Consider the following 25,552-nt stretch of genomic DNA (forward strand, 5'->3'; position numbering starts at 1 on the left):
CGGAACCATTAGCCTGGCTTATGTGCGTATCGACCCGGAACTCGCGAACACCCTCGCCGCGATCGTCGATGAGGGAACGCTGGACGCGGCTTCGAGGCGTCTGCAGATCACGCCGTCCGCGGTGAGCCAGCGTTTGAAGACCCTCGAGCAGCAGCTCGGCCGCATCCTGGTGGTGCGCACCAAACCCGCACGCCTGACCGAGGCGGGGGAGGCCGTCGTCCGTCTGGCCAGACAGATCTCCCTGCTGGAGCATGACGCGCTCGCGGGGGTGGGCATCGACGACCCGGACGGCTCTCCACGCATCACGGTGCCTCTCGCGGTGAACGCCGACTCGATGGCGACGTGGTTCCTGGCCCCGCTCGCGCGACTCTCCGCACGGCACGACATCGACTTCGACCTGCATCGCGACGATCAGAACTTCACGGCCCGCCTGCTCGAATCGGGCGCGGTGATGGCGGCCGTCACGAGCGAGGAGACCCCCGTCACCGGCTGCTCCGTGTCACCGCTCGGGGTGCTCGAGTATCGCGCGATGGCCGAGCGGGAGTTCGCCGCTCGCTGGTTCCCCGACGGGGCGACCTCGTCGGCGCTGGCCGGAGCGCCGTTCGTCGACTTCGACCGCAGGGACACCCTGCAACATGAATGGCTCAGGGCGATGTCGGTCGAGCAGGCGGGCGTCCCGCGTCATTACGTTCCGGCGTCACACGACTACGCGCTGGCGGTCGCTCTGGGGCTCGGGTGGGGCATGGTGCCGGTGCTGCAGGATTCGGGTGGACTCGTGCCCCTGGGCGGCCCCGTGCTTCGGGTGCAGCTCTACTGGCAGCAGTGGAACCTGCGATCGGAGCTGCTCGACACGATCGCCGCTGAGGTCGCGGACGAGGCTCGACGGGTGCTCGGGGCTCCTTCGCTCAGTCGGCCGCGCTCGTCCGCGGCGTCACCCCGGCCCCGAGGGCGTGCAGCAGCCGGGTGAGGTTCCCGATGTCCGCGAGGCTCCACTCCTGGAGCGTGCGCAGCAGGATGCCCTCCTGCGGAAGTCGGGCTGCGGACAGCCTCTCCGTGCCGAGCGGCGTGAGCTCGAGCAGGGAGGAGCGTCCGTCGGCGGGGTCGGCCGTGCGTTCGATGAGACCGAGGTCCTCCAGCTCACGCACCGTCCGACTCACCTGCCCCTTGTCCATGAGCATCCGCTCGGACAGTGCGGACACGGTCACCTGTTCGCACCGTGCGATCGTGGTGAAGATCTTGTAGGCGCCTGGCAGCAGCCCAGGACTCACACGGTTCGCGTTCTCGGTGATCACGCGGCGGAAGTGCGTGATCAGCTCACCGAACTCCGCCTCGAGGGCGCGGACCGCTTCGGCTCGCGCCTCCGGGGTGTCGGCGTCGTCCGCGGTGTGGGCGGTGCCGGGGGTGTCGTCAGCGTCGGACATCGGACGAGGTGTCTCCATGGTCGTCGGCGCGATGGATGACGCCCACCGCGCCGGTCGTCGGAGCGCCGGAGAGTGCCTCCGCGTCGGCGATCGCGACGTCGGATGCCTCTGCCGCACGGCCGTCGTCCTCCTTCGCGGCATCCGCGTGGGCGCGCTCGGTCGTCGTCATCGTGGTCAGCGGGCGGTTCGGCAGGAACAGGATCGCCACAAGGCTGATCACGGCGAGCGGGATGCCGATCAGGAACGCGTGCGAGATCGCCTGGGCGTAGAAATCCTCGATGATCGAGCGCACCGGTTCGGGGAGCAGGCGCACCTCCGGCAGTGTTCCGCTGGACAGCTGGGCTGCGACCTCCGCACCCTTGTCACCCAGTTGAGCGATCGCTGCTCCGATGCGCTCCTTGCCGTCGCTGAACAGACCGGTGAGGCTGTTCGCGAGCACGGCACCCATCACCGAGACGCCGATCGTGCCGCCGAGGCTGCGGAAGAAGGTCACACCGGAGCTCGCGACGCCCATCTCGCTGGGCTTGGCGACGTTCTGCACGATGAGCACGAGGTTCTGCATCGTCATGCCGACGCCGGCGCCCATCACGAACATGTAGATCGAGACGAGGACGAAGTTCGTGTCGTAGTGCAGGGTCGACAGCATCACCGATCCGGCGATCAGCAGCACGGAGCCCAGGATCAGGTAGCCCTTCCACCTGCCGAACCGCGTGACGAGCTGGCCGATGACCATCGACGCGATCAGGAGCCCTGCCATCATCGGGAGGGTCATGAGCCCGGCCTCCGTCGGCGTGGCGCCACGGGACAGCTGCATGTACTGCGCGAGGTACACCGAGGTGCCGAACATCGCGACGCCGATCGAGATCGACGCGAGCACCGAGAGGGTGAAGGTGCGACCGCGGAAGAGCGTGAGCGGGATCAGCGGTTCGCGCACCCGGAGTTCCACGATGATGAAGGCGATGGCCGAGACGATCGCTCCGCCGACCATGAGCACGGTCTCCGTGCTCCACCAGTCGAAGGTCGATCCCGCGTTGGTGATCCAGATGAGGATCAGTGAGACGGCCGCGGAGAGCAGCACGATGCCGACGTAGTCGATCGAGACCTTGCGGGTGCGTTCGGTGCTGATATGGAGCGTCTTCTGCAGGATGATGAGGGCGGCGACCGCGAAAGGCAGGGCGACGAAGAAGTTCCATCGCCAGTTCGCGACATCGGTGATCCATCCGCCGAGCAGCGGGCCGCCCACCGTCGCGACGGCCATCACGGCGCCGAACAGGCCCATGTACCGGCCGCGCTCGCGGGGGCTGATGATGTCGGCCATGATCACCTGGCTGAGGGCCGCGAGTCCGCCGCCGCCGATGCCCTGGATGGCACGGAACGCGATGAGCGTGTTGGTGTCCTGCGCGAAGCCGGCGGCAGCCGTCGCGCCGACGAAGACGACGATGGCGATCTGGATCAGCAGCTTGCGGTTGAAGAGATCCGCGAGCTTGCCCCAGATGGGCGTCGAGATGGCGGTGGTGAGCAGCGTCGCGGTGATGACCCATGTGTAGGCGGCCTGGTCGCCGCCGAGGTCGTGCACGATGACCGGCATGGAGGTGGAGACCACCGTGGTGGCGATCATCGAGACGAACATGCCGAGCAGGAGGCCGGTGAGGGCTTCGAGCACCTGGCGATGCGTCATCTTGACAGGAGAATCCGGGGTCATGCCTGACCTTTCGCAGAGAGAAGGAGGGGATGCTGCGACCGCTCTGGCGCGCGCGAGATGGTTGAACTGCGTCAACTATACGCTGGTCGTTGATATAGATCAACGATTACCGGAGGTCTCTCCACTCTGCGCGGGATGAGCGAATCTCCTGCGCGAAATCGCCTTGTTCTGCGGATGGGGCGGGGAGAGGATGGCGCAAACGCGCGGATGCGGGGTCGTTGAGGGGGACCGGAACAGAGGCATTCACGCGGTTCTCGAAGTTCCTGAGGGGGAAACGACATGGCAACCAAGGCAACCCAGCGCAAGATCCTCGCGGTACTGGCGGGAGGGCTCGTGCTCGGCATCGGCACAGCGGTGACGCTCGCGGTGTGGAACGACTCCGAGTTCGCGAACGGCACGTTCACCGCCGGCGCCTTCAACCTCCAAGGATCGACGGACGGCACCACATATGCCGACCATAACTCCGCAGGCAGTGCAGCCACGCTCGCGTTCACGCTCCCCGCCGGGCTGGTGGGGAACATGTCTCCGACGAGCTCGGTGTACGCCGGATTCTGGGTGCGTCTGGCCGGCGGGACGACGACGGCAGCCAATCTCGTCGCCGACGGCACGACCGCCGACCCCGCAGCGAGCTCCAACACCGGACACCTGTCCTATTCAATCTATCAGCTCGCACCCGGCGCGACCTGCAACGCGGCGAGTGCCACCGGAACGCCGATCGCGACCGGAGCGACGCTCGACGCGCAGACCGGTGCGACGCAGGTGCCGCTCGCCGTCGGCAGCCCCACGACAGCTCCCGGTACGGCCGTGCAACTCTGCTTCAAAGTGACGGCGGATGCGTCGCTGACGCCGAGCCTGGTGACCAACGCCACCTGGAAGTTCACGGCCACGTCGACGAGCTGAGTACGTGATGGTCACCCGCAGAGATGTGCGGGAGGGGCGGAGACTTCGATCGCGTCGACTGCGAGCCGTTCTCGCGGGAGGGCTCGTGCTCGGCATCGGCGCCGCCGCCACACTCGCCGCCTGGAACGACTCCGAGTACGGAACAGCGAACTTCACCGCGGGCCGGTTCGACATCGTCGGAGCCGTCGATGGAGCCACGTTCGCGAGCCACGCGACCACCGGCGCGGCCGCGACCCTGAACTTCCAGCTCGCTCCGACCGCCATGGCGCCGGGCAATTCCACCTATGCGTTGTTCAGCGTCAAGACAGCGAACCCGTCCGTTGCAGGAACCCTGCAGCTGTCGGCGGGGACTCCGGGGGGAACGGGACTCGCCGCCTATCTCACCTACGGAGTGCGAACGATCGCCGGTACCACCTGCAACGCGACCACGTACGCGGCCGGGACCGCGGTCGTGGCTGACGGATCGGCCCTCACCGCTGGCGGATCCGCGACGCAGGTCGTCACCGCGAACGGTTCCGCACAAGTGAACTACTGCTTCGCCGTCACGCTCCCGCTCACCGCTGCGAACGCGGCGCAGGGCCTGACGATGACGCAGACCTGGCAGTTCCTCGGGACGTCGTCGTAGCAGCGATGCCAGGGAGAGGACGAGCACATGACGACCCCCACACGGCGGAGCCTGAGGGAGGACAAGACGTCCCTCGCCGCGGTCGAACCCCACGCGACCGCGGCGAGGGTACATTCCCGGATACGACCGGGGCGCGTGATCGGCGACGTGCTGCTCTGGGCGGCGGCGATCGCCGGCGCCGTCTGCATCCTGCTCGTCGTGCTCGCCTTCACGGCGCAGATCACGCTCATCATGTTCCGCACCGGCTCCATGTCGCCCACGATCCCCGCCGGTTCCGTCGCGGTGGTGCAGCGCGTGCCCGCGAGCGAGGTGGTCGTCGGTGATGTGGTCACGGTCGACCGCGAGGGGGAGCTTCCCGTCACCCACCGCGTCACCTCCGTCGTCGCGGGTGCGAGTGCGCCGGAGCGGGTGATCACGATGCGAGGGGATGCGAACGCGGCGGAGGATCCCTTCCCGTACACGGTCTCCTCGGTCAGGAAGGTGGTCTTCGCGGTTCCGGGGGTCGCGTCGATCATCGCCGGGATGGGCAATCCGATGGTGCTGGGAGTCCTGACCGTCGCGGCGACGTCGCTCGTCGTATGGGCCTTCTGGCCGCGCGAGCAGCGCCGAGCCGCTCGCGATCCCGACGGGAACGGCCCATGAGGCGCGCGCTCGCCGCGGTCCTGCTCGCGGTCGCCGTGATCGTGACGCCGGGTGCGGCCTGGGCGGCGCCCACGACACAGGTCATCCAGGGATCCGTTCTCCGTCTGGTCTCCGTCGCGGACTGGGCAGCGGCCGGCAGCCTGTTGCCGGGGCAGCCGGTGCAGTGGGACATCGAGGTGAGTGCTGACGCGCCGGATCCGGGAGTCATCAGGATCGCGGTGAGCGCGACAGGTGAAGCACACCTGCTCCTGGACATCTCGACGTGCGCGGAGGCATGGACGGAGAGCGGATGCCCGGTGGGCGCGACGGCCCTGCGGACACGGTGGGACATCCCGCGCGACGGCGTCGAGGTTCCGCTTCTGCAGGTCGCCGACACCGAGACGACACACCTCCGCCTCGCCATCGTCCTCGATCCCGCGGGCGGTTCGGGCGCCGGCAGCACCGATGTCCGCGTGCATGCGCAGGGCGCGGGGGAGACGGTGGTCGCGGGGTCCGACGGTGCCCTGGCGACGACGGGACTTCCGTCCGCGGCGCCGTGGATCGTCGGAGCCGGTGCCGGCCTCATCGGGTCCGGTGCCGTGCTGGTGCTCCGCCGTCGACGCGCTGCTTCGTGGCAGGGGGTGCGAGATGAGGTCTCGTGAGCGTGCACGGATCCTCGCCGGAGTCGTCGGCCTCGCGGTGCTCCTCGGCGTCGCCTCGTCTCCTTCGGTGCAGATGACCGATGCCGCCTTCACCGACAGCGAGTACGCGGCACGATCGTTCACGGCATCGACGTTGGCGACTCCGGTGGTGACCTCGTGCACGGTCACGAGTTTTCTCGGCACGTTCACCGGCTTCACGATCACCTGGACCTCGCCGTACCTGACGGTGCAGCAGCGGCTGTCGATCAACAACGTCGTCGTCGACAACAGCAACGTCACGCAGAGCGGCTCCGGCCCGTACACCTACTCGTCGACGATCAGCTCCGGGCTTCTGAACACGCTGCTCGGAAGCCTGCTGGGGTCGACGAACACCGTCAAGGTCGAGAGCATCTACGCGGGAACGTCGTGGGTGTCACCGGCGGCGACGCGCACACTGTCGGTCGGCGGTCTGCTGGGCCTCGGTGGCAACAACACCTGCACCTGAGGACGGCGGACGCAGGGTGAGAGTCAGTCGTGCCGGGTCAGTCGTGCCGGTCGGTGAACTCGTCGGTCGGCGAACTCGTCAGTCGGTGAACTCGTCAGTCGGCGAGGGCCAGAGCACGGAAGGCGTCGCGCTCTCGAAGCTGCTCTCGGCGGCTGGCGGCGGCGTCCACGATCCGGTTCGGAACCTGCTGGCCTGTGGTGCGGCGGTAGAGCTCATCGATGAGGTCGGTGGCGAGTCCGACGAGCTTGGCGATCTCGCGGTCGTCGCGGTCGATCCACACACAGCGCGGCTCGTCGTGGATCGGCGCGAAGTCGACGTGCTCCTCCCACACGAACAGCGTGCGCTCGGCGCCGAGGACGTGCTGCTGCCACCAGATCTGACGGAGGTAGGTGCGCGGGATGCCGCGGAAAGGCTTGTTCGTGGTCTTGATCTCGGCGAGCTTCACGCGCCCGTCCGCGTCGACCGCGATGCCGTCGGGTGTGGCGAGATGACGATGCTCGACTTCGGCGCGGAACAGCGCGGACGAGGGGAGGATGCCGTGGGTGGCCGCCACCCAGGCCGCGATCTCGGGTTCGCGTCGGCGGCCGTGATCCGTGTACGCGTTGCCGCCGAAGCGGGGTCCGCCACCGAGTTTCGAGTCCGCCGCCCTGGCGATCGACTTCTCGGAGGTGAGTCCGGCCACGTCGGTCGCCGTGATGCCCCGGGATCGAGCTCTCAACCAGGCCACGCGGTCACGGGAATCCGCGACGATGCGTGCAGAGAGTTCCGGGGTCACCCTTCGACCCTAACCCCGCCCGCCGACCCTCCCCGCCCTCACACGCCGCCCCCGCCCTCCCCGCCCCGCCCCGCCCCGCCCCGCCCCTCCCCGCCCCGCCCCGCCCCCTCCCTCCCCCGCCCCGCCCGCGTCGAGACCCAAGGCTGTCGCCGAAACCCACGCCCGCAGTCGCTCGGGGGCATGGGTCTCGACGATAGGCATGGGTCCGGGGACTGCCAGGTAGGCAGGTGCACCGCCGACTGTTGTTCTGCACAGCGTGGATGTGAAGCGAGTTGTCCGCACTTCCGGCAAGCGCTGGTCATCGCAGTGTGGATGGGCTGCGGGAAGGGTGAGGATCGAGTGCATGCGCAGGACCATCACCATCGAGGAAGCGCGCCGGCTCCTTCTCGCCAGAAGCGATGTGCTCGCTCGAGGGGTGACGGAGCGCGAGCTCCGGGCCATGGTCGACGACGGCTCGATCGTGCGAGTGCGTCGCGGCTGGTACGCGGATTCAGTGGAGTGGGAGCAGCTCTGGGACGAGAGTCGTCATCTGTTGAAGGTGCTCGCCGTGCACCGGGAATCCGCCGGTGGCCGTGCCACATTCTGCTTCGCTTCGGCGGCCGTCATCCACGGGCTTCCGCTCTATCGGACCTCGCCGACCCACGTTCACGCTGTTCTCGGTCCGACGAGTCGCAGCAGAGTGAAGTGGGGTGTCGCGAGGCACGATCTCACTCTCCGCGATAGCGACCTCGTGGAAGTCGAAGGCATCAGATGCACCTCGCTCGAGAGGACCGTGCTCGATCTGGCATGCCGGCTCACGCCCGAAGCGGCGATCTCCGTCGCTGACGCGGCGCTACGGCGCATCGCGGTCCGGCGACACGACCAGGACCATGCGGCTGCCGCAGAGTGGCGGAGTGAACTCGGGAGGCGGGCGCAAACCCTCTCGAACCGTGGCATCCGTCAGGCCCGAGAGGTGATCGCGTTCTCAGATGGCCGCGCTCAGCTGCCCGGAGAGAGCGTGAGTCGTCTGCACCTTCACCGTCTCGGGTTCACCGAGGTCGATCTGCAGTCGCGCGTCACCGGACCGCACGGCGAGGAGTACTCGCTCGACTTCGCCTTTCGGGGAGCGCGGACGTTCGGCGAGTTCGACGGGCGAGGAAAGTACCTCGATCCGACGTTGCGCACAGGGATGTCGGCGGAGGCCGTGGTGCTCGCGGAGAAGCGTCGGGAGGATGCGATCCGCGGAGTCACAGGGTGGCGGATCGTCCGCTGGGGATCCGAGGACATCGTCACGTCGGATGCTCTCGGTGCGCGGCTCCGTGCGTTCGGCCTCCACCCCTGACGCGCGCTGCACCCATGCTCGCCGAGCCCCCTGGTGTCATCGAGACCCGCCAGTCCTCACGCCATCTCATCGCCCAGACCCACGCTCATCGCCCAGACCCACGCTCTAACGCGCATCCGACGGTGGGTCTCGATACGGAACGTGGGTCTCGGCGGAGACGAGGGGGTGAGGAGGGAGAGGGAGGGGGACGGGGGACGGGGGAGGGGGGATTTGGGGGGATTTGGGGGGAGAGACTGGGGTGGGGTAGAGTTGTGGGGAACCGAAGACCGCTGGTCATCGTGTGCGCGTGAGTGCACAGGATCGAAGCTCTGCATCGCAGGGGCCCGCGCAGGACACGAACTTTCGAAAGCTCCGTGCGCTTGCGCCGGAGCTTTTCTCTTTGCAGGTGGTCCAGGTCGGCGCCTCACCACCGTGCGGCGCCTCGTACACACCAAGGAGTGACCATGGCGCAGAAGGATGCATCGGTCGCCGAGCTCACGAAGTCATTCGAGAACTCGACTGCCGTTCTGCTGACCGAGTACCGCGGTCTGACGGTTGCCCAGCTCAAGGAGCTGCGCAACAGCATCCGTCAGGACGCTGAGTACGCCGTGGTGAAGAACACGCTGACCAAGATCGCCGCCAACAAGGCTGGCATCTCCGCGCTGGACGACGACCTCAAGGGTCCGTCGGCCGTCGCGTTCGTGCACGGTGACTTCGTCGCCACCGCCAAGGCTCTGCGTGACTTCGCCAAGGCCAACCCGCTTCTCGTGATCAAGTCCGGCATCTTCGAGGGCAACGCCCTCACCGCGGACGAGGTCAACAAGTACGCCGCGCTGGAGAGCCGTGAGGTTCTGCTGGCGAAGGCTGCGGGCATGATGAAGGCGACGATGGGCAAGGCTGCCGCCACCATCGATGCTCTTCGCGAAAAGCTGGAGACCGCAGAGGCCGCGTAAGCGACCGGCGATCTCGTCTACAAACCCCATCTATCTAGGAGATACATCATGGCGAAGCTTTCCACCGAGGAACTGCTCGAGCAGTTCGCCGGCCTGACCCTCATCGAGCTCAACGAGTTCGTGAAGGCGTTCGAGGAGAAGTTCGAGGTCACCGCTGCTGCTCCCGTCGCCGTCGCCGGTGCTGCGGGTGGCGCAGGCGCTGCTGAGGCTGAGGAAGAGAAGGACTCCTTCGACGTCATCCTCGAGGCCGCTGGTGACAAGAAGATCCAGGTCATCAAGACCGTCCGCGAGCTCACCTCGCTGGGTCTCGGCGAGGCCAAGGCTGTCGTCGACGGTGCCCCGAAGGCCGTCCTTGAGGGCGCCAACAAGGAGACCGCCGACAAGGCCAAGGCTGCTCTCGAAGAGGCAGGCGCAACGGTTACCCTCAAGTAATCGCGACGCTCACGCGTTTCTGATCGAAGGCCCCGGGTTCGCTCGGGGCCTTCGTGCGTGCCCGGGGCGTTCCCGATGTTCCAGGCGTCCCAGACTGCTCGCGCCGACGGCACCGAGGGATGCCGGCAACGGCACCGCCGCCGGCATCCCGGAATGTTGCGAGCTCAGCGCGGGGGAGCAGTAGAGCTGCGAACCACGAGGGCGGATGCGGCGTCGACGCGCTCGAGCGGAGCGTCCGGGTCCTCCATCTGCTGCGTCAGCAGGCGCACGGCCTCATGGCCCTGGTCGCGCGGCGACTGGCCGATCGTGGTCAGCGCGAACATGTCCGCGTGTTCGTGATCGTCGACTCCGACGACGCTGAGCTCCGTCGGAACGGCGATCCCCAGACGTCTGGCCGCGATGATCGCGCCGATCGCGGCCTCGTCGCACACTCCGACGATCGCGGTCGGGCGTCGGCGTCTGTCGCCGAGCAGTCCGGCCGCAGCCGTATAGCCGCCGGGCATGGTCGGGGCCGCGCCGGCGATGCGGGCGTGCGCCGAGAGACCAGCGGCCCGCAGGGCGCCACGATAGCCGTCGAGTCGCTGTGCATCGCCGAAGCTCAGCTCCGCGGCATCCGTCGATCCGCCGACGAAGGCGATGTCGGTGTGCCCGAGCTCGATGAGATGCTCGGTGGCGATACGCGCGGCGGCGGTGTCGTCGATGGACACGGCGCTTGACCCCTCGCTGTAGGGCCCCACGCTGACGAGGGGGCGCCCCGCCTGCTGCAGTCGCTCGAGTTCACGGGCGCTCGGTTGGATGCCGACCGCGATGATGCCGTCGAAGCGGCGCCCGGGGAGGATGCTCTCGAACAGCCGCTCCCTGGTCTTCGAGCCCTCGGGCACGCCGTACAGCGACAGGTCGTAGTCCAGAGCGAAGAGCGACTCCTGCACTCCGGCGAGCAGTTCGGCGAAGAACCATCGGTCCACCGGGGGCATGACCACTCCCACGGTGCGGGTGCGCCCCGTCGCCAGGCTTGTCGCGGACGAATGGGCGACGTAGGAGAGTTCGCGCGCAGCGTCCGCGACGCGCTGCCTGGTTGCTGTCGACACGTATCCGCGGCCGCTCAGGGCGCGGCTCGCGGTGGCCTTCGACACGCCAGCACGTGACGCGACGTCCGCGATCGTGCTCATCGGTCCTCCTCGACCTGATCACGCGGCTGCGTGGACCCGGCGCAGGGTGCGCGCCGCGTCACAGCGTAGCCGCCGGCACGCGAAAAAGGAACCGGTTCCAGGCGTTCGGCGAGGGAGCGCTCCCATGTGTGTGATGCGAGCACCGCGAATGGTTGCGAGCTTGTGACCCTAGCGTGTTGTGCGGTGATGCTGATCGCCAGTAGGTTGGCCTGGAATCGGTTCCCTAACGATGCCCCGGGGTGGCGTCGCACCAGCCGGGAACCTGTACTCGAAGAGGAGAATTCACATGACTCTGTCACAGCGTTCCCGGCGTTACGCGCCGCTCGCCCTGCTGGGGGTCGCGGGCATCGCGCTCGCCGGATGCGGGGCTCCCGGTGGAGCACCGAGCACCGGCGGAGGAGACGGAGGCGACGCCACCGTCACGATCTACGGCACGATCGTCGACGATGAGGCGAAGCTCCTCCAGGAGTCCTGGAAGGACTGGGCCGACGAGAACGGCATCACGATCAAGTACGAGGGCAGCCAGGACTTCGAGACGCAGCTCGGCACCCGCGCACAGGGCGGCAACCCGCCGGACATCGCGATCTTCCCGCAGCCGGGCCTGTTCGCCGACTTCGCCGACCGCGACTACCTGAAGCCCGCTCCGGAAGCGGTCGAGAAGAACGCCAACGAGTACTGGACCGAGGACTGGGTCAACTACGGCACGGTCGACGGCACCTTCTACGGCGCTCCGCTCATGGCCAACGTCAAGGGGTGGATCTGGTACTCGCCCGCGAAGTTCAAGGAATGGGGCGTCGAGGTTCCGACCACGCTCGATGAGATGAGCGCCCTCACCGACAAGATCCAGGCTGCGACGGGCACGCCCGCCTGGTGCGCCGGCTTCGAGTCGGGCACCGCGACCGGATGGCCGGGAACGGACTGGGTCGAGGACTACGTGCTGCGTCAGTCCGGTCCGGAGGTCTACGACCAGTGGGTCACCAACGAGGTCAAGTTCACCGACCCGCAGATCAAGCAGGCGTTCGACTCGGTCGGCGAGGTCCTGCTGAACCCGGCCAACGTCAACGCCGGCTTCGGTGACGTCCGCTCGATCAACTCCACCGCGTTCGGTGACGTCGCTCCCAAGCTCGCCGCCGGCGAGTGCGCGCTGACGCACCAGGCCTCGTTCCTCTCGGGCTTCTTCCCCGACGGCACGACGGTCGCAGAGGACGGCGACGTCTGGGCGTTCATGCTCCCGGGTGAGAGCGCCGACGACAAGGCCGTGACCGGTGCCGGTGAGATCGTCGGAGCGTTCACCGACTCCGAGGCCACCCAGAAGGTGCTCGAGTACCTCTCGAGCCCTGAGTGGGCGAACAGCCGCGTCAGCCTCGGCGGCGTGACCTCGGCCAACAACGGCCTCGACCCGGCGAACGCGAAGGACCCGATCCTGCAGGAGACCATCAAGATCCTTCAGGACCCGGACACCACCTTCCGCTTCGACGCGTCCGACCTGATGCCGGGTGCCGTCGGCGCCGGCACGTTCTGGAAGGGCATCGTGGCCTGGGTCAACGGCACGCCGACGGACGACGTCCTCACGCAGATCCAGACGGGCTGGCCCGCCAGCTGATAGACGAGGAGGGCTGCCCTCTGGGAGGCAGCCCTCCTCATCTCTCGACGCCGCACGCCGATGCGCGGTCGTCGTTACGCTCCGCGTGATGAAGGGGAATCCGTGAACGCGACTATTTTCTTCCAGTGGATCGGCTCGCTCCCGCCGATCCTGCAGGCGGTCGCCGTCGTCATCGCTTTCGCGGTGGTCGTGGCGTTCATCCTGTTCCTCGTGGACATCGCTCCACGCAGGGGAGCGCTCTACACCGGCATCCGGCTGGCGATGTGCCTGCTCATCCCGTTCGCCGTGATGTGGTTCTTCAACTCCTACTACTGGGCGATGGGAGTGGCGGTCGCGGTCGGGGCGCTGTTCTTCTGGCTCGACTATCGATCACGCGACGGCGCCGGCTATCTGATCCAGCTCGTCGCCTTCATGGCACCAGCCATCCTGCTGCTGCTGGTCGGCCTGATCCTGCCGTCCATCCAGACGATGTACTCGTCGTTCCTGAACTCGTCGGGGAAGGACTTCGTCGGGTTCGCCAACTACCTGTGGATCTTCACGCAGTCCGATGGCATCACCTCGGTCGTCAACACGATCATCTGGGTGCTGCTCGTCCCGACCGTGTCGACCATCGTCGGTCTCGCCTACGCGGTGTTCATCGACCGCACCCGCGGCGAGAAGATCTATAAGGTCCTCGTGTTCATGCCCATGGCGATCTCCTTCGTCGGGGCTGGCATCATCTGGCGGTTCATGTACGAGTACCGCGGCCCCCAGTTCGAGCAGATCGGTCTGCTCAACCAGATCATGGTGTGGTTCGGCGGTGAGCCGCAGCAGTGGCTGCTGAACGAGCCGTGGAACACGCTGTTCCTGATCGTGGTGCTCATCTGGGTGCAGACCGGTTTCGCCATGGTGCTGCTGTCCGCGTCGATCAAGGGCGTGCCGCAGGAACTGCTCGAAGCGGCGGAGCTCGACGGTGCGAATGCCTGGGAGCGCTTCATCTCGGTGACGATCCCCTCCATCCGCCCCGCACTGATCGTGGTGCTGACGACGATCTCGATCGCCTCGCTGAAGGTGTTCGACATCGTCAGGACGATGACCGCCGGCAACTACGGCACCTCGGTGCTCGCGAACGAGATGTACACCCAGTTCTCGAAGTTCGAGGCCGGACGCAGTGCCGCGCTCTCCGTGATCCTGTTCATCCTGGTGCTGCCGATCGTCATCTACAACGCACGCCAGATCAAGAAGCAGCGGGAGATCCGATGACCGACACCGTGAAGTCCGAAACCGCTGTCAGCACCCGCGCCATCACGACCGGAGGCGGCATCGAAGGCTCCGCGGGACGCGCTCGCAAGAAGCTGTCGCGCCCCTGGGCGTCCGTCGCCTCCATCGTGATCGCGGTGCTCTGGACGATCCCGACGCTCGGGCTGTTCATCTCCTCGTTCCGGCCGCGCGATCAGATCCAGTCGAGCGGATGGTGGACGTTCTTCGCCGATCCGCAGGTGACGATCGAGAACTATGTCGACGTGCTGCAGTCCGGCACGACGCAGCTCACGATCCTCGAGTCGTTCGTCAACTCGATCGCAATCACGATCCCGGCCACGCTCGTACCGCTGATGATCGCCTCGATGGCGGCCTACGCCTTCGCGTGGATCGACTTCAAGGGCCGCAACGCGCTGTTCATCTTCGTGTTCGCCCTGCAGATCGTGCCGATCCAGATGGCCCTGGTGCCGCTGCTGAGTTCGTTCTCGCGAGGGATCAATCTCTTCGGCCTCCAGGTGACGCAGCCGCTCGGCGCGTCGGACGGCTACGCGCAGGTGTGGATCGCGCACACCATGTTCGCGCTGCCGCTGGCGATCTACCTGCTGCACAACTTCATGTCGGAGATCCCGGGGGAGATCATCGAGGCGGCCCGCGTCGACGGTGCGTCCCGCGGCCAGATCTTCTTCCGCGTGGTGCTGCCGCTGACGATGCCGGCGATCGCATCCGTCGCGATCTTCCAGTTCCTGTGGGTCTGGAACGACCTGCTCGTCGGACTGGTGTTCGCCGATGGAGCTGCCGCGCCGATCACGAAGCTGCTGGCCGAGATCACCGGAACCAGAGGAAACGACTGGTATCTGCTCACGGCGGGCGCCTTCGTGTCGATCATCGTGCCGCTGATCGTGTTCTTCGCTCTGCAGCGCTACTTCGTCCGCGGCCTGCTGGCCGGATCGACGAAGGGCTGACCTTCGAGAGACACCGGGGGCCTTTCGAGAGGACGGATGCCGCGGTCGGGTGCAACACAGCCCCGGTCGCGGCATCCGCGCGTCTACCCTGAAGTCATGAAGTACGCAGACTCGATCGTCGACCTCGTCGGCGACACGCCCCTCGTGAAGCTGAATCGCGTCACCGAGGGTGTGGCGTGCACAGTGCTCGTGAAGCTGGAGTATCTGAACCCCGGCGGGTCGTCGAAGGATCGCATCGCCGCGCGGATCATCGATGCCGCGGAGGCGTCGGGCGACCTGAAGCCCGGGGGCACGATCGTCGAAGCGACCAGCGGCAACACCGGAGTGGGGTTGGCGCTCGTCGCTCAGCAGCGCGGCTACAGCTGCGTCTTCGTGCTGCCGGACAAGGTCGGCGAGGACAAGATCGACGTGTTGCGGGCCTACGGCGCCGAGATCGTCGTGACGCCGACCTCGGTGGCCCCCGACAGTCCCGAGTCGTACTACAGCGTGAGCGACCGGCTCGCGCGCGAGATCCCCGGTGCCTTCAAGCCCAACCAGTACGAGAACCCGAACGGCCCGCGTAGCCACTACGAGACGACGGGGCCGGAGATCTGGCGCGACACCGACGGCGAGGTCACGCACTTCGTCGCCGGCGTCGGTACCGGTGGCACGATCACGGGCACGGGTCGCTACCTGCGTGAAGTCTCCGACGGACGGGTGCGCATCGTCGGAGTCGACCCCGAGGGGAGCGTCTACAGCGGCGGGACCGGTCGTCCGTACTTGGTGGAGGGCGTGGGCGAGGACATCTGGCCCGGTGCCTACGATCCGACCGTGCCGCACGAGATCGTCGCGGTCGGAGACGCAGAGGCCTTCGCCATGACGCGGCGGCTTGCCCGCGAGGAGGGCATCCTCGTCGGCGGATCGAGCGGCATGGCCGTGGTCGGTGCGCTGCGCGTCGCGCGGGATCTGCCCGCGGATGCCGTGATGGTGGTGCTGCTCCCCGACGGCGGGCGCGGCTACCTGGGCAAGATCTTCAACGACGGATGGATGCGCTCCTACGGCTTCAGCGAGCTGGAGGAGGGAGAGACCGTCGCCGACGTGCTCGCCGCTCGTCCGTCGCGACAGGGCGCGGGCATCCCCGACCTGGTTCACGCCCATCCCACCGACACCGTGCTCGAGGCCATCGGGATGATGACCGAGTACGACGTCTCGCAGCTGGTCGTGCTGAGCGCCGAGCCGCCCGTGATGATGGGCGAGGTGGTCGGCACCGTCGACGAGAAGGGGCTGCTCGACCTGCTGTTCCGTGGTGAGGCGAACGCGACGGACGCCGTGGGGGCGCACGTGGGGGAGAGGCTGCCGCTCGTCGGCATCCACGCTCCCGTCGCTCAGGCCAAGGCAGCGCTCGCCGATGCCGACGCGCTGCTGGTGACCGAAGACGGCAAGCCGCACACGGTGCTGACGCGTCAGGATCTGCTCGCCTATCTGTCGCGCTGAGGATGTCGGGATATCGGCCGACCCGGGGCGTAACCGGACGGCCGTCCGTGCGAGCGCGGACGTAGGCTGAGGAGCATGTCCGATCACGCCTTCGCCACCCGAGCCATCCACGCAGGACAAGCGCCAGACCCCGTCACGGGCGCGATCATCCCGCCGATCTATCAGTCCTCCACGCACGTGCAGGACAGCGTCGGGGGCCTGCGCTCAGGGTACGAGTACAACCGTGCGGGGAACCCCACACGTTCTTCGCTCGAGACGCAGCTCGCGGCTCTCGAGGGAGGTACGAGCGCGCTGTCCTTCGCCTCGGGGCTCGCGGCGGAGGACGCGCTGCTGCGCGGGATCCTGAAGCCGGGAGACCACGTCCTGCTCGGCAACGACGTCTACGGCGGAACGTACCGGCTCCTCACCCGGGTGCTGGCGCCCTGGGGTATCGAGACGACGACGGTCGAGCTCGCAGACATCGACGCGCTCCGAGCCGCCATCCGCCCCGAGACGAAGATCGTCTGGCTGGAGACGCCGAGCAACCCGCTCCTGAAGATCGTCGACATCGCGCAGATCGCCGAGATCGCGCATGCGGCGGGTCTCACGGTCGTCGTCGACAACACCTTCGCCTCGCCGGCGCTGCAGCAGCCGCTCGCGCTCGGCGCCGACTTGGTCGTGCACTCCACGACCAAGTACCTCGGCGGCCACTCGGACGTGCTCGGCGGTGCGGTCGTGTTCGCGGACGATCGGTTCTTCGAGCAGGTGAAGTTCCAGCAGTTCGCGGTCGGCGCGGTCTCCGCACCGCTGGATGCCTGGCTGACGACCCGCGGCATCAAGACGCTCGCGCTGCGGATGCGCCAGCACTCCGAGAACGCTCAGGCCATCGCCGAGTGGGCGCAGGCCCGCCCGGAGTTCGCCCAGGTGTACTTCCCCGGTCTCGCCTCGCACCCCGGCCACGACATCGCGGCGAAGCAGATGAGCGCCTTCGGCGGGATGTTGTCGTTCGGTCTCGCGGCCGGCGCCGACGCGGCGCGCGCCTTCGTCGAGAGCACCTCGGTGTTCCAGCTCGCAGAGTCGCTCGGCGGTGTCGAGTCGCTCATCGGATACCCGCCGGACATGACGCACGCGTCCGTACGAGGTACCGAGCTCGCCGTCCCGGAGAACATCGTGCGGCTCTCGGTGGGCATCGAAGACGTGGGCGACCTGATCGCCGACCTCGAGCAGGGACTCGACCGCATCTCGCGCTGATCGAGGCGCCTTCTGAGACGCACCTCCGCGGATCCGCGGGGGTGCGTTCTCCGTTCTCGTCCGTGTGGAAGCGGGCCGGGCGGCGGTAACATGGGGGCTTCCCCTGATCGAATCGATTCGACCATTGCATCCCCTGAACTCTGGAAGGACGTCGTGTCCGACGCTCCCCGCACTGATTCCCTCCCCGTCGTGAAGGCGGAGGATTCCGCCGATGACGCACCGAAGATCTCGCCGCCGGAACGCACCGCGACGGGAAGCATCCGCATCCCGACCGCGACCGGCGCCATCCGCACCCTCGGCGCGAACCCCGCGACCGCGCCGATCATGCTGCACCCGGGCGATGCCATCTCCCTCGGCCGTCGCACGCTGTACATCATCCTGCTCGGCGCGCTCACGGCCCTCGGCCCGTTCACGATCGACCTCTACCTTCCCGCCTTCCCGGTTCTGGAGCAGGACTTCCAGACCACGGCAGCCGCCATCCAGCTGACCCTGACCGGAACGATGATCGGCTTCGCGCTCGGTCAACTGGTGGTCGGTCCGCTCAGCGACAAGGTCGGGCGCCGTGTGCCGCTCATCGCGGTGACCGCTCTGCACGTGCTGGCCAGTGTGGGCGCAGCCTTCGCCCCGGATCTCGCGCTGCTCAGCGTGGCACGCGTGCTCATGGGTATCGGCGCTGCGGCCGGAGGAGTCGTGGCCATGGCGATCGTGCGCGACCTCTTCGGCGGGCGTCGACTCGTCGTCATGCTCTCGCGCCTCGCCCTGGTCTCCGGTGTGGCTCCGGTCATCGCGCCGCTCATCGGCTCCTGGCTCCTCACGCTCATGCCGTGGCGCGGCATCTTCGGGGTGCTCGCGGCCTACGGCATCGTGATGCTGCTGTCGACGATCCTGTTCATTCCGGAGACCCTTCCCGTCGCGCGGCGTCAGGACCGTGGCGGTGCCACCATGCTGCAGCGGTACCGTTCGGTGCTGTCCGATCGGGTGTTCCTGGGCGTGCTCGTGATCGGCGGAATGACGTTCTCCGGTCTGTTCTCGTACCTGTCGGCATCGCCCTTCCTGTTCCAGGTGACGCACGGGCTCGACGCGCAGCAGTACGGTCTGCTGTTCGCGGTGAACTCGCTCGGCGTCGTCGTCGGAGTCCAGACCGCGTCACGTCTGGCCGCGCGCTTCGGGCCGCAGTGGGTCATGGCCTACTCCACCGCCGTGCTGCTCATCGCCGGAACGGCCATCATCGTCACCGACCAGCTCGGTCTCGGGCTGTGGGGTACGGTCATCCCGCTGTTCGTCTTCATGACGGCCTGCGGATTCACGTTCCCCAACGTGCAGGTCCTCGCGCTCGACCGTCATGGGAAGGCCGCAGGGACCGCCGCATCGATCATCGGTGCGACCAACTTCGGTGTCGCCGGGCTCATCTCGCCGGTCGTGGGCTGGCTCTCGCATGACGCGGGTATCACCGCGACCACCATGGCCTCCGTCATGGTCGGCTGCGCCGCGATCGGCATCCTGTCGCTCTGGTTCGTGGTGCGCCCGCGCACGGTCGGGATGCTCGCTCCCTGAGCGTTCAGGCATCGTCCGACAGAATGGGACGATGAACAGGCGGATGCTGCTGTGGTGGGGAGTGGGCCTCCTCGCGCTCGCGACGATTCTCGGCGCCGTGGTGGTGTTCGCCTACCCGCAGACGCCGGGCTTCGACAACTGGTGGAACGACACCATCGCGGGAGCGAGGGCCGACTGGATGGTCGACTTCGCCCTCGTCCTGAACTGGGTCGGCGGGGGATGGGTCGCGATCTTCGGGGTGCCCTTGCTGGTGATCTTGGCGCTCGTGCTGGCGCGTCGGTGGCGCAGTGCGCTGTTCGCCGCGCTGTGTTTCGCCGCGAGCGCCGCCGGTGTGCAGGTGCTCAAGCAGCTGTTCGGCCGCGCTCGGCCGGACGACATGCTGGTGGTGAGCGACTACGGTTCCTTCCCCTCAGGGCATACTGCGAACGCCGCGACCATCGCCCTCGTGCTCTGGGTACTGTTCCCGCGGGTCTGGGTGGCGATCGTCGGTGCGGCGTGGATCCTCGCAATGGCGCTCTCGCGCACCTTCCTGTCGGTGCACTGGGCCAGCGACACCCTCGGCGGCGCTCTGGTCGGTGCCGGCGTCGTGCTGGTGCTCGCCGCCTGGCTGCTTCCCTGGGTGCAGCAGAACGGGAAGCCGGCGGTCGAGGCGCCGATAGGCTGAGAGGCCCCGTTCCCTCCAGAGGAGTCGTCTTGTCTCGCATCCGTCCGTACCGCCCCACCGATCGTGCCGCGCTGTACGAGATCTGCGTGAAGACGGCCGATGCCGGAGCGGATGCCACCGGCGTCCTCTCCGACGACTCGTTGTGGGGCGACCTGTTCGCCGTGCCCTACGCCGAGCGTCATCCGGACCTCGCGTGGGTGGTCGAGAGCGACGACGAGCGGACGATCGGCTACATCGTGGCGACCGACGACACCGACGACTTCTACACGTGGTTCCGAGAGGAGTGGTGGCCCGCCCTCGAGGCCCGCTACCCGCGACCGGCCGAGATCGTCACCCGCGAGGACAGGATGATCGACTACGGCTACAGCCGCGCGGCCGGCATCGAGCCGAACGTCGTCGACCACCCCGCCCACCTGCACATCGATCTGCTTCCGGAGACCCAGGGGCAGGGACTCGGGCGCCTACTCATCGAGACGCTGTTCGCCGAGCTGACCCGACGCGGAGTGCGCGGCCTGCACCTCGGCATCGACCCGGACAACACGGGCGCAGCCGCCTTCTACGAGCGCCTCGGCATGACGCGACTACCGGCGGAACCGGGCGGACAGATCTACGGCGTGCGCTTCGACGACTGAGCGGAGGACCGCGCCCGACACGAACGAGAAAAGCCCCCGCTGGCGCGGAGGCTTTTCTCGTTTTCGGCGGTGACGGCGGGACTCCGGTGCTCGCTGCGCTCGCGCCTCCCCGAATCCCCAGCGCTCGATGAATACGAGAAAAGCCCCCGCTGGCGCGGAGGCTTTTCTCGTTTTCGGCGGTGACGGCGGGATTCGAACCCGCGGTTGCTTGCACAACACACGCTTTCCAAGCGTGCTCCTTCGGCCGCTCGGACACGTCACCAAGGAACAACCTGTCCATCCTATCCGATGCGGGGAGGGCTGCGTGACAGGGCGGGAGTCCGCGCGCGAACGTCCATCGATGTGAAATATTGCACGTCACCCGTCACGTGTATAGCCTCATGTGAGGACGTATCGTCTTCGATCGCGATACGACGTTTCTCTGGGGGAAGCATGCAGGCGAGTTCGACGATGACGAGACGCAGCCACCGCACCGTGACGGCTTTCGAGCAATACGTGAGCGGACGGCGTGCTCTCGGCGATGGGGCGGTGTTCTTCCTCGAGACGGCGACGCATCTGGCCGATGTGCTCCGGGAGGCGGAGCGGAACGACGTCGTGTTCACGCCGTCGCGTTCGACCTCGTTCGCGCAGGAGAACGTCATGGAGTACGGCGGTCGTTTCCGCGAGCCGGGTGACCGGCTGGTGCTCGACGCTCATCACGTGGTCGAGCTGCAGGAGTACGTCGCCGCGCCGTTCCTCTCGATCGTCTCGCCCACCGTCATCCGTCAGGGAAGTGCCGAAGGGCTTGCTGCCTTCCTCAGCGATGCCGACACGGCCAGAGACGACGGGATCTTCGTCGGCCAGCTGCTGAGCCCCATGGCGACTCTGGAATCCCGCGCGTCGTTCCTCGCCAGCCCTGCGTGCGGTGGCGGCCTCGTCCGCGTGCACGTGACGGCGGACGGAGAGTATCGCGACGGCCGGGACGGAGCGCTACTCGGCCAGGTGGGCGACGCGAGAGCGGAAGTGCGGGTCGCCGCCGACGGAGTCGGCGGACGCGGAAGGCCGTTCGCCCGCATCATGGATCCTCGCGTGCTCGATGCCGACCTCGACGACCGTCCGTGGTTCGGGCGCTACCTGGCAGCGCTCGAGGCGCTGCGGGATTGGCGCGGGAGCCGTGGCCGTCCGACCATCTCCGGCTTCGGGGGACACCTCATCAGAGCCCTGGACGAGAGTGCGGCGTTTCCCGTCGTCGTGTCGGCCGACGCTCCTCTGCTCATGACGGACGACGGAGAGGAGTATGTCCTGGTCGATCCGCATCGCCGCATACATCTCCGACTCGGAATCGATGCTGCGCGGGCAACCGAATGCCTGCTGGCCACCGGAGACGAGTCATCGGCGACAGGGTTGCTGGCCTTCGAACTCGGCGTGCGGCCGACGGGCATCGCGCCGCTGATACACAGACTCGGCGACCAGCTGCGCGATGCGGGGATCGATCTCGGCGCGAGTCGGCGGGCCGCCTCCTGATGCCCGGGCAGAACGCGACGGATCCGCACCTCCTCGGAGCGCGAGCATTCCGGGAGTGGATCACCGGAGAGCGGGAGCATCACTCACGGATCTTCTTCGTGGAGCGCGGTGCTGAGACGGATGCCGTCCGCCACGTGGCGGGCAGCGACGACCTGGTCCTGCTGCCCGAGGGCACCCCGTCGTGGGAGGGCGTCGCCGGCGTCGGCAGGTACGACGGCGCCGTGAGTGAGCCCGGGGACGAGGTGTTCTTCGGTGAGCGCGGCGTCGAGCTCCAGGACTACGTCGCCGCGGCGTTCATCCAGATCATCGGGCCCACGGCGGTCCGATTCTTCGATGCCTCCAGCTGGCAGGCCTTCATCGACGACGCGGAACTCGCTCGGGACACCGGGGTGTTCCCGACGGCGTTGATCGATCCGCGCGTGCTGTTGGCCGATCGACACACGCTGTCAGCGCCCGACGGCTTCGATGTCCCGAGCGCGTTGCGCATCGGTGACGACGGATCGGTCAGAGCGGGCGTGCAGGGCGAGGTGCTCGGAGAGGTCGGCGACCTGCCTGCGATCCTCGCCACCCCGTTGCCGCGCGCGGCCTCCCTGTCCGGCATCGCGCCGAGGGAGCGGATCGCCGGCGACCTCGGAGCTCACGAGTGGATCGGGCGCTACCTCCGGGCCACCGACCTCATCAAGATGCTCGGGCTCGGGAACGGGACGGCGCGGATCTCGGGCTTCGGCTGGCTGCTCGTCGACGACGACCTCGCCGACGCCGAGCCCCGCTCATCGGACCCCTTCCTCCTCGACACCCCGGAAGACTTCGTGCTCGCGGACACGACGACTCTGCGTCGTCAGCTGCTCTCACCGCAGACGGCCCGCGTCGTGGCCCTCGTCCAGACCTCGAGCACACCCGACCGCGCGACGGAACGCGTGGCCCGCGCGCTCGGCATTCCGGACGACCACGCCAGAGCGCTGTGCCGCGAGGCGGTCATCGCGCTGGGGATCCACGGCGGCAGACCTCTCTCCGGACGGCTTACGGAGGAGGCGCCACGATGACCGCACCGCACGCCCTGTGGACGTCGATGCTCCCCGCGGACACGACCTTCGCGCCGGATCGCGTCGCCGTCGGCGCCACCGGACACCGGATCGCGTTCGCCGACGGCTCCACGCGCCTGTGCGCCACGAGCGGACTCTGGAACGTGCCGCTCGGTTTCGGGAACCCGGCCATCGGCGAGGCCGTCGCCAGGGTCACGCGTGACGCGTCGTACCTGTCGCTGTTCCGGGCGCCGCATCGCTACGCCGAAGACGCGGCGGATGCCCTCATCGAGCTCGCCGGTCCTGGCCGGTACGACCGGGTCATCTTCTCCACCTCGGGTGGTGCGGCGAACGACGCGGCCATGAAGCTCGCACGGCAGTACTGGGCGCAGACCGGCTCGGCGGCTCGGTCGCTGGTCGTGGGGTTGAAGGGCAGCTATCACGGCACCATGTACGGCAGCCACGTCCTCAGCGGGGACGACCTGCTGCAGTCCGTCTACGGCGTCGACCGTCGCGCGGTCCGCCACGTCTCCCACGCCGACGACGGCGAGGAGCTGGCTGCGCTGTTGCAGCGGGAAGGCGCCAGAGTGGCCTCGGTGGTCGTGGAGCCCGTGCTCGGCAGCGGCGCATATGCGCTGTCCCGTGCGTTCGTCGAGCGCCTTCTCGCACTGCGCGAACAGTACGGATTCCTGATCGTCGCGGACGAGGTCGCGACGGGATTCGGGCGCACCGGGACCATGTTCGCCACCGACAGGTGGGCCGCGCCGCCCGACGTGCTCATCCTCTCGAAAGCGCTGACGAACGGCGTGATGGGCGCCGCCGCCCTCCTGATCGGTCCGCGTATCGCCACGGCATTCGTCCGAGGCGGGTGGACGTTCGTCCACGGTGAGACGCAGGCCGGAACCCCGGCGTGTGCCGCGGCCATCGTCGCGGTGATCGAGGAACTGCGGCGCATCGACGTGGAGACCGTCACCCAGGCGCTCGCGACCGAGGTGCAGGACCTGGCCGCGCGGCTGAAAGCGGACGGCGTGGTGACCGAGATCACCGGGAGCGGATGCTTCGTCGGTCTGGGTCTGCGACACCCCGACGAGACGGGGCTGTCCGGCCCGGAGGTGCTGGAGGTCGTCTCGGCCATCGCCCGCTGCGGTGTGCTGGTGCAGCCGGGCCCGAGCTCCATCGAGCTGATACCCGCGTACGGATTCGACGCGGCGGAGCTCCGCGAGACCGAGACCGCGGTGCGAGCGGGGCTCGCCCACACGCGGGGTGCAGCGGCATGATCACGGACTTCTCGGCGCGTGTGCCCACGCTGTGGCACGGAGACGGGAGCGCATCGCGCACGATCACGCGCCTCACCGCCGGACACGACACCCTCGTGATCGCGGACACGGCCGTCCCGTCGTCGCACCTGGCCGGATGCGCGGCACAGCGGATCGACGTCGACGCGCAACGGGCGGACGTGACGACCGTGCGGGAGATCGCGCGGCAGATCATCCGCCGTCCGCCGCGGAGGGTCGTGGCCGTCGGGGGCGGGAGCATTCTCGATGCGAGCAAGATCGCCGCGCTCGTGCTCGTGTCTCGACGGATGTTCGACTACGCCATCGGCCACGCGTCGCGATCGGCCCTCACCGTACTGCCCGATGCGGCGCCGGCTGTCGACCTCCTGGCTGTGCCGACCACGCTCGGCACCTCGTCGGAGACGAACTGCGTGGCCGTTCTCGAGAACGACCAGGGCTACCGTCTCATCGTCGGCCGTGCTCTGCGACCGCGGCATGCCGTGCTCGATCCGCGCCAGCTGAGCTCCCTCCCCTCCGCGGCGGTGACCGAGGGGGCGCTGGAGGCGTTCCTCCGTGTCGCCGGTGCCTCGACGAGTCCTCGGCGAACGGACAGAGCGCGCAGAGACGCCAGCGTCCTCGGCAGGGCCCTCCTCGCGGCGGCGTCGCACGACACCGTCTCGACTGCGGGACGATCGCGTCTGGCACGTCTCAGCGCCGCCACGCAGCGCACATCGGCGCTGCGTGGGGGCGATCCCTTCAGCGCGCGGCACTGGTACCTCGCGAACGAGGTGGCGTTCCGACTGGGTGTTCGCAAGATGGTCGCCACGGCGGCGGTCTGCGGCGCCGTCTGGCGCCGCATCGGCGCCGGGGACTCACGATGGGGCGATGCGCGCAGCCTGGAGCGCTTCTGGACCGAGGTCGCCGGCGTGATCGACCTGCCCGTCGATCCCGCCACCGGCATCGAGGCACTCGTCGAGCGATGGCGGATCCCGCTTCCGTCACGCCCCGCGGCCCCTGAGATGCGCCACATCGCACTCACCACGGAGCGCGCATGGGGAAACCGTCAGCCGATGCTGCCCGGCCTGGTCGAAGGCGACTTCCACGACGTGCTCCGCGAATCCCGCTGGAGCAGCCACGCGGTCGGTGCAGGTGACCGACCGTCGATGTTCGAGCCGAAGGAGGTGAAGTGAATGAAGGAGAACACGCAGAAGACGATCCAGTTCCAGGAGCTGGACGCGATGGAGGCGCCGAGCTGGGACAGCTTCTATCAGGGCGTGATCGGTGCTCTGGTCCTCATCGGGATCGGCGCGGCCGCTGCCACCTGACGCGATCCCGACGAGGTGGTCGACATC

General features: G+C 68.0%; 26 protein-coding genes and 1 tRNA gene. 22 read left to right on the plus strand and 5 right to left on the minus strand.

The features are described from left to right. The first annotated feature begins 22 nt into the window (after window positions 1-22). Window positions 23-967 carry a LysR family transcriptional regulator ArgP gene (locus tag ILP86_RS04135; RefSeq protein WP_179515836.1) on the plus strand — a complete coding sequence of 315 codons (945 nt, stop codon included), beginning with the start codon at window positions 23-25 and terminating at the stop codon, window positions 965-967. Here the strand turns inward: ILP86_RS04135 and ILP86_RS04140 are convergent. Both ILP86_RS04140 and ILP86_RS04145 read right to left on the minus strand, forming a co-directional pair. Continuing rightward, on the minus strand, window positions 906-1,421 hold the full coding sequence (locus ILP86_RS04140) for a MarR family winged helix-turn-helix transcriptional regulator (RefSeq protein ID WP_193761414.1): 516 nt from the start codon (window positions 1,419-1,421) through the stop codon (window positions 906-908). The two genes, ILP86_RS04135 and ILP86_RS04140, sit on opposite strands and share 62 nt — an antisense overlap. Next, on the minus strand, window positions 1,408-3,123 hold the full coding sequence (locus ILP86_RS04145; RefSeq protein WP_058632137.1) for an MDR family MFS transporter: 1,716 nt from the start codon (window positions 3,121-3,123) through the stop codon (window positions 1,408-1,410). Before ILP86_RS04145 ends, ILP86_RS04140 begins: the two co-directional genes overlap by 14 nt. Before the next feature lie 279 nt (window positions 3,124-3,402). Between ILP86_RS04145 and ILP86_RS04150 the strand changes: the two genes are divergently transcribed. From ILP86_RS04150 to ILP86_RS04170, 5 genes are read left to right on the plus strand one after another with little or no spacing between them, the layout of a single operon-like run. Next, window positions 3,403-4,023: a SipW-dependent-type signal peptide-containing protein gene (locus ILP86_RS04150; RefSeq protein ID WP_193761415.1), complete on the plus strand. Its 621-nt coding sequence runs from the start codon at window positions 3,403-3,405 to the stop codon at window positions 4,021-4,023. 7 nt (window positions 4,024-4,030) lie between these two features. After that, window positions 4,031-4,648, plus strand: coding sequence for a SipW-dependent-type signal peptide-containing protein (locus tag ILP86_RS04155; RefSeq protein ID WP_193761416.1), 618 nt, complete (start codon window positions 4,031-4,033; stop codon window positions 4,646-4,648). 27 nt (window positions 4,649-4,675) lie between these two features. Further along, window positions 4,676-5,290 (plus strand): signal peptidase I, encoded by a 615-nt coding sequence (locus ILP86_RS04160; protein WP_061015380.1) that lies wholly within the window; start codon window positions 4,676-4,678, stop codon window positions 5,288-5,290. Then, window positions 5,287-5,931, plus strand: a complete 645-nt coding sequence (locus ILP86_RS04165; protein ID WP_193761417.1) for an LPXTG cell wall anchor domain-containing protein — start codon at window positions 5,287-5,289, stop codon at window positions 5,929-5,931. The genes ILP86_RS04160 and ILP86_RS04165 overlap by 4 nt, the downstream gene beginning before the upstream one ends. Then, a complete protein-coding gene (locus tag ILP86_RS04170; protein WP_061015378.1) occupies window positions 5,918-6,415 on the plus strand; it encodes a hypothetical protein in 498 nt (165 codons plus the stop codon). Before ILP86_RS04165 ends, ILP86_RS04170 begins: the two co-directional genes overlap by 14 nt. Window positions 6,416-6,509: 94 nt before the next feature. Here the strand turns inward: ILP86_RS04170 and ILP86_RS04175 are convergent, their stop codons facing one another. Continuing rightward, on the minus strand, window positions 6,510-7,190 hold the full coding sequence (locus ILP86_RS04175; protein ID WP_046747878.1) for a YqaJ viral recombinase family protein: 681 nt from the start codon (window positions 7,188-7,190) through the stop codon (window positions 6,510-6,512). 343 nt (window positions 7,191-7,533) lie between these two features. Between ILP86_RS04175 and ILP86_RS04180 the strand changes: the two genes are divergently transcribed. The 3 genes from ILP86_RS04180 (at window position 7,534) to rplL (ending at window position 9,875) form a co-directional block, all read left to right on the plus strand. After that, window positions 7,534-8,511 (plus strand): hypothetical protein, encoded by a 978-nt coding sequence (locus ILP86_RS04180; protein ID WP_193761418.1) that lies wholly within the window; start codon window positions 7,534-7,536, stop codon window positions 8,509-8,511. Between the two features lie 443 nt (window positions 8,512-8,954). Next, window positions 8,955-9,443 (plus strand): 50S ribosomal protein L10, encoded by a 489-nt coding sequence (gene rplJ / locus ILP86_RS04185; RefSeq protein WP_017829129.1) that lies wholly within the window; start codon window positions 8,955-8,957, stop codon window positions 9,441-9,443. A 48-nt stretch (window positions 9,444-9,491) separates the two neighbouring features. Further along, window positions 9,492-9,875: a 50S ribosomal protein L7/L12 gene (gene rplL, locus ILP86_RS04190; protein WP_046747880.1), complete on the plus strand. Its 384-nt coding sequence runs from the start codon at window positions 9,492-9,494 to the stop codon at window positions 9,873-9,875. A gap of 164 nt (window positions 9,876-10,039) precedes the next feature. Here rplL and ILP86_RS04195 read toward each other — a convergent pair whose 3' ends face one another. Continuing rightward, window positions 10,040-11,044 carry a LacI family DNA-binding transcriptional regulator gene (locus tag ILP86_RS04195; protein ID WP_046747881.1) on the minus strand — a complete coding sequence of 335 codons (1,005 nt, stop codon included), beginning with the start codon at window positions 11,042-11,044 and terminating at the stop codon, window positions 10,040-10,042. A 286-nt stretch (window positions 11,045-11,330) separates the two neighbouring features. On the opposite strand from ILP86_RS04195, the gene ILP86_RS04200 reads away from it, so the two are divergent. The 8 genes from ILP86_RS04200 (at window position 11,331) to ILP86_RS04235 (ending at window position 20,401) form a co-directional block, all read left to right on the plus strand. Continuing rightward, complete coding sequence (locus ILP86_RS04200) at window positions 11,331-12,647, plus strand: ABC transporter substrate-binding protein (protein ID WP_113681355.1); 1,317 nt, start codon at window positions 11,331-11,333, stop codon at window positions 12,645-12,647. Between the two features lie 102 nt (window positions 12,648-12,749). After that, on the plus strand, window positions 12,750-13,889 hold the full coding sequence (locus ILP86_RS04205; RefSeq protein ID WP_308431881.1) for a sugar ABC transporter permease: 1,140 nt from the start codon (window positions 12,750-12,752) through the stop codon (window positions 13,887-13,889). Next, on the plus strand, window positions 13,886-14,848 hold the full coding sequence (locus ILP86_RS04210; protein WP_046747883.1) for a carbohydrate ABC transporter permease: 963 nt from the start codon (window positions 13,886-13,888) through the stop codon (window positions 14,846-14,848). Before ILP86_RS04205 ends, ILP86_RS04210 begins: the two co-directional genes overlap by 4 nt. A gap of 96 nt (window positions 14,849-14,944) precedes the next feature. Beyond that, window positions 14,945-16,321: a cystathionine beta-synthase gene (locus ILP86_RS04215; RefSeq protein WP_046747884.1), complete on the plus strand. Its 1,377-nt coding sequence runs from the start codon at window positions 14,945-14,947 to the stop codon at window positions 16,319-16,321. 75 nt (window positions 16,322-16,396) lie between these two features. Continuing rightward, window positions 16,397-17,551: a cystathionine gamma-synthase gene (locus tag ILP86_RS04220; RefSeq protein ID WP_058632117.1), complete on the plus strand. Its 1,155-nt coding sequence runs from the start codon at window positions 16,397-16,399 to the stop codon at window positions 17,549-17,551. Between the two features lie 153 nt (window positions 17,552-17,704). Continuing rightward, a complete protein-coding gene (locus ILP86_RS04225) occupies window positions 17,705-19,105 on the plus strand; it encodes a multidrug effflux MFS transporter (RefSeq protein WP_171011033.1) in 1,401 nt (466 codons plus the stop codon). 31 nt (window positions 19,106-19,136) lie between these two features. Next, window positions 19,137-19,769 (plus strand): phosphatase PAP2 family protein, encoded by a 633-nt coding sequence (locus ILP86_RS04230; RefSeq protein ID WP_058632116.1) that lies wholly within the window; start codon window positions 19,137-19,139, stop codon window positions 19,767-19,769. Between the two features lie 29 nt (window positions 19,770-19,798). Beyond that, entirely contained in the window at window positions 19,799-20,401 is a 603-nt protein-coding gene (locus ILP86_RS04235) for a GNAT family N-acetyltransferase (protein WP_058632115.1), read from the plus strand. A 177-nt stretch (window positions 20,402-20,578) separates the two neighbouring features. On the opposite strand, the gene ILP86_RS04240 is transcribed toward ILP86_RS04235, so the two are convergent. Beyond that, a tRNA-Ser gene (locus tag ILP86_RS04240) sits at window positions 20,579-20,663 on the minus strand. A 188-nt stretch (window positions 20,664-20,851) separates the two neighbouring features. On the opposite strand from ILP86_RS04240, the gene mpaB (ILP86_RS04245) reads away from it, so the two are divergent. Genes mpaB (ILP86_RS04245) through mpaA1 form a run of 5 tightly spaced genes read left to right on the plus strand, consistent with a single transcriptional unit; the run spans window position 20,852 to window position 25,525 of the window. Next, a complete protein-coding gene (mpaB, locus tag ILP86_RS04245; protein WP_227750906.1) occupies window positions 20,852-21,904 on the plus strand; it encodes a daptide biosynthesis RiPP recognition protein in 1,053 nt (350 codons plus the stop codon). After that, complete coding sequence (mpaB, locus tag ILP86_RS04250) at window positions 21,904-22,947, plus strand: daptide biosynthesis RiPP recognition protein (protein WP_193761419.1); 1,044 nt, start codon at window positions 21,904-21,906, stop codon at window positions 22,945-22,947. The genes mpaB (ILP86_RS04245) and mpaB (ILP86_RS04250) overlap by 1 nt, the downstream gene beginning before the upstream one ends. Further along, a complete protein-coding gene (mpaD, locus tag ILP86_RS04255) occupies window positions 22,944-24,203 on the plus strand; it encodes a daptide-type RiPP biosynthesis aminotransferase (protein ID WP_193761420.1) in 1,260 nt (419 codons plus the stop codon). The genes mpaB (ILP86_RS04250) and mpaD overlap by 4 nt, the downstream gene beginning before the upstream one ends. Next, window positions 24,200-25,390 (plus strand): daptide-type RiPP biosynthesis dehydogenase, encoded by a 1,191-nt coding sequence (gene mpaC / locus ILP86_RS04260; RefSeq protein WP_193761421.1) that lies wholly within the window; start codon window positions 24,200-24,202, stop codon window positions 25,388-25,390. The genes mpaD and mpaC overlap by 4 nt, the downstream gene beginning before the upstream one ends. Continuing rightward, window positions 25,391-25,525, plus strand: a complete 135-nt coding sequence (mpaA1, locus tag ILP86_RS19765; RefSeq protein WP_257021926.1) for an MpaA1 family daptide-type RiPP — start codon at window positions 25,391-25,393, stop codon at window positions 25,523-25,525. The last annotated feature ends 27 nt before the right edge of the window (window positions 25,526-25,552 follow it).

The organism is Microbacterium sp. R1, assembly GCF_015159725.1.
Taxonomy (GTDB): Bacteria; Actinomycetota; Actinomycetes; order Actinomycetales; family Microbacteriaceae; genus Microbacterium; species Microbacterium oxydans.

Excerpts from the sequence above, each read along its gene's own strand:
- ILP86_RS04150 (WP_193761415.1), top strand. The coding sequence starts at position 3,403 with ATGGCAACCAAGGCAACCCAGCGCAAGATCCTCGCGGTACTGGCGGGA.
- ILP86_RS04210 (WP_046747883.1), top strand. The coding sequence starts at position 13,886 with ATGACCGACACCGTGAAGTCCGAAACCGCTGTCAGCACCCGCGCCATC.
- rplJ (WP_017829129.1), top strand. The coding sequence starts at position 8,955 with ATGGCGCAGAAGGATGCATCGGTCGCCGAGCTCACGAAGTCATTCGAG.
- ILP86_RS04180 (WP_193761418.1), top strand. The coding sequence starts at position 7,534 with ATGCGCAGGACCATCACCATCGAGGAAGCGCGCCGGCTCCTTCTCGCC.
- ILP86_RS04195 (WP_046747881.1), bottom strand. The coding sequence starts at position 11,044 with ATGAGCACGATCGCGGACGTCGCGTCACGTGCTGGCGTGTCGAAGGCC.
- mpaC (WP_193761421.1), top strand. The coding sequence starts at position 24,200 with ATGATCACGGACTTCTCGGCGCGTGTGCCCACGCTGTGGCACGGAGAC.
- rplL (WP_046747880.1), top strand. The coding sequence starts at position 9,492 with ATGGCGAAGCTTTCCACCGAGGAACTGCTCGAGCAGTTCGCCGGCCTG.
- ILP86_RS04230 (WP_058632116.1), top strand. The coding sequence starts at position 19,137 with ATGAACAGGCGGATGCTGCTGTGGTGGGGAGTGGGCCTCCTCGCGCTC.
- ILP86_RS04200 (WP_113681355.1), top strand. The coding sequence starts at position 11,331 with ATGACTCTGTCACAGCGTTCCCGGCGTTACGCGCCGCTCGCCCTGCTG.
- mpaB (WP_193761419.1), top strand. The coding sequence starts at position 21,904 with ATGCCCGGGCAGAACGCGACGGATCCGCACCTCCTCGGAGCGCGAGCA.
- ILP86_RS04215 (WP_046747884.1), top strand. The coding sequence starts at position 14,945 with ATGAAGTACGCAGACTCGATCGTCGACCTCGTCGGCGACACGCCCCTC.
- ILP86_RS04220 (WP_058632117.1), top strand. The coding sequence starts at position 16,397 with ATGTCCGATCACGCCTTCGCCACCCGAGCCATCCACGCAGGACAAGCG.
- ILP86_RS04165 (WP_193761417.1), top strand. The coding sequence starts at position 5,287 with ATGAGGCGCGCGCTCGCCGCGGTCCTGCTCGCGGTCGCCGTGATCGTG.
- mpaA1 (WP_257021926.1), top strand. The coding sequence starts at position 25,391 with ATGAAGGAGAACACGCAGAAGACGATCCAGTTCCAGGAGCTGGACGCG.
- mpaD (WP_193761420.1), top strand. The coding sequence starts at position 22,944 with ATGACCGCACCGCACGCCCTGTGGACGTCGATGCTCCCCGCGGACACG.
- ILP86_RS04145 (WP_058632137.1), bottom strand. The coding sequence starts at position 3,123 with ATGACCCCGGATTCTCCTGTCAAGATGACGCATCGCCAGGTGCTCGAA.
- ILP86_RS04160 (WP_061015380.1), top strand. The coding sequence starts at position 4,676 with ATGACGACCCCCACACGGCGGAGCCTGAGGGAGGACAAGACGTCCCTC.
- ILP86_RS04170 (WP_061015378.1), top strand. The coding sequence starts at position 5,918 with ATGAGGTCTCGTGAGCGTGCACGGATCCTCGCCGGAGTCGTCGGCCTC.
- ILP86_RS04140 (WP_193761414.1), bottom strand. The coding sequence starts at position 1,421 with ATGTCCGACGCTGACGACACCCCCGGCACCGCCCACACCGCGGACGAC.
- mpaB (WP_227750906.1), top strand. The coding sequence starts at position 20,852 with ATGACGAGACGCAGCCACCGCACCGTGACGGCTTTCGAGCAATACGTG.
- ILP86_RS04155 (WP_193761416.1), top strand. The coding sequence starts at position 4,031 with ATGGTCACCCGCAGAGATGTGCGGGAGGGGCGGAGACTTCGATCGCGT.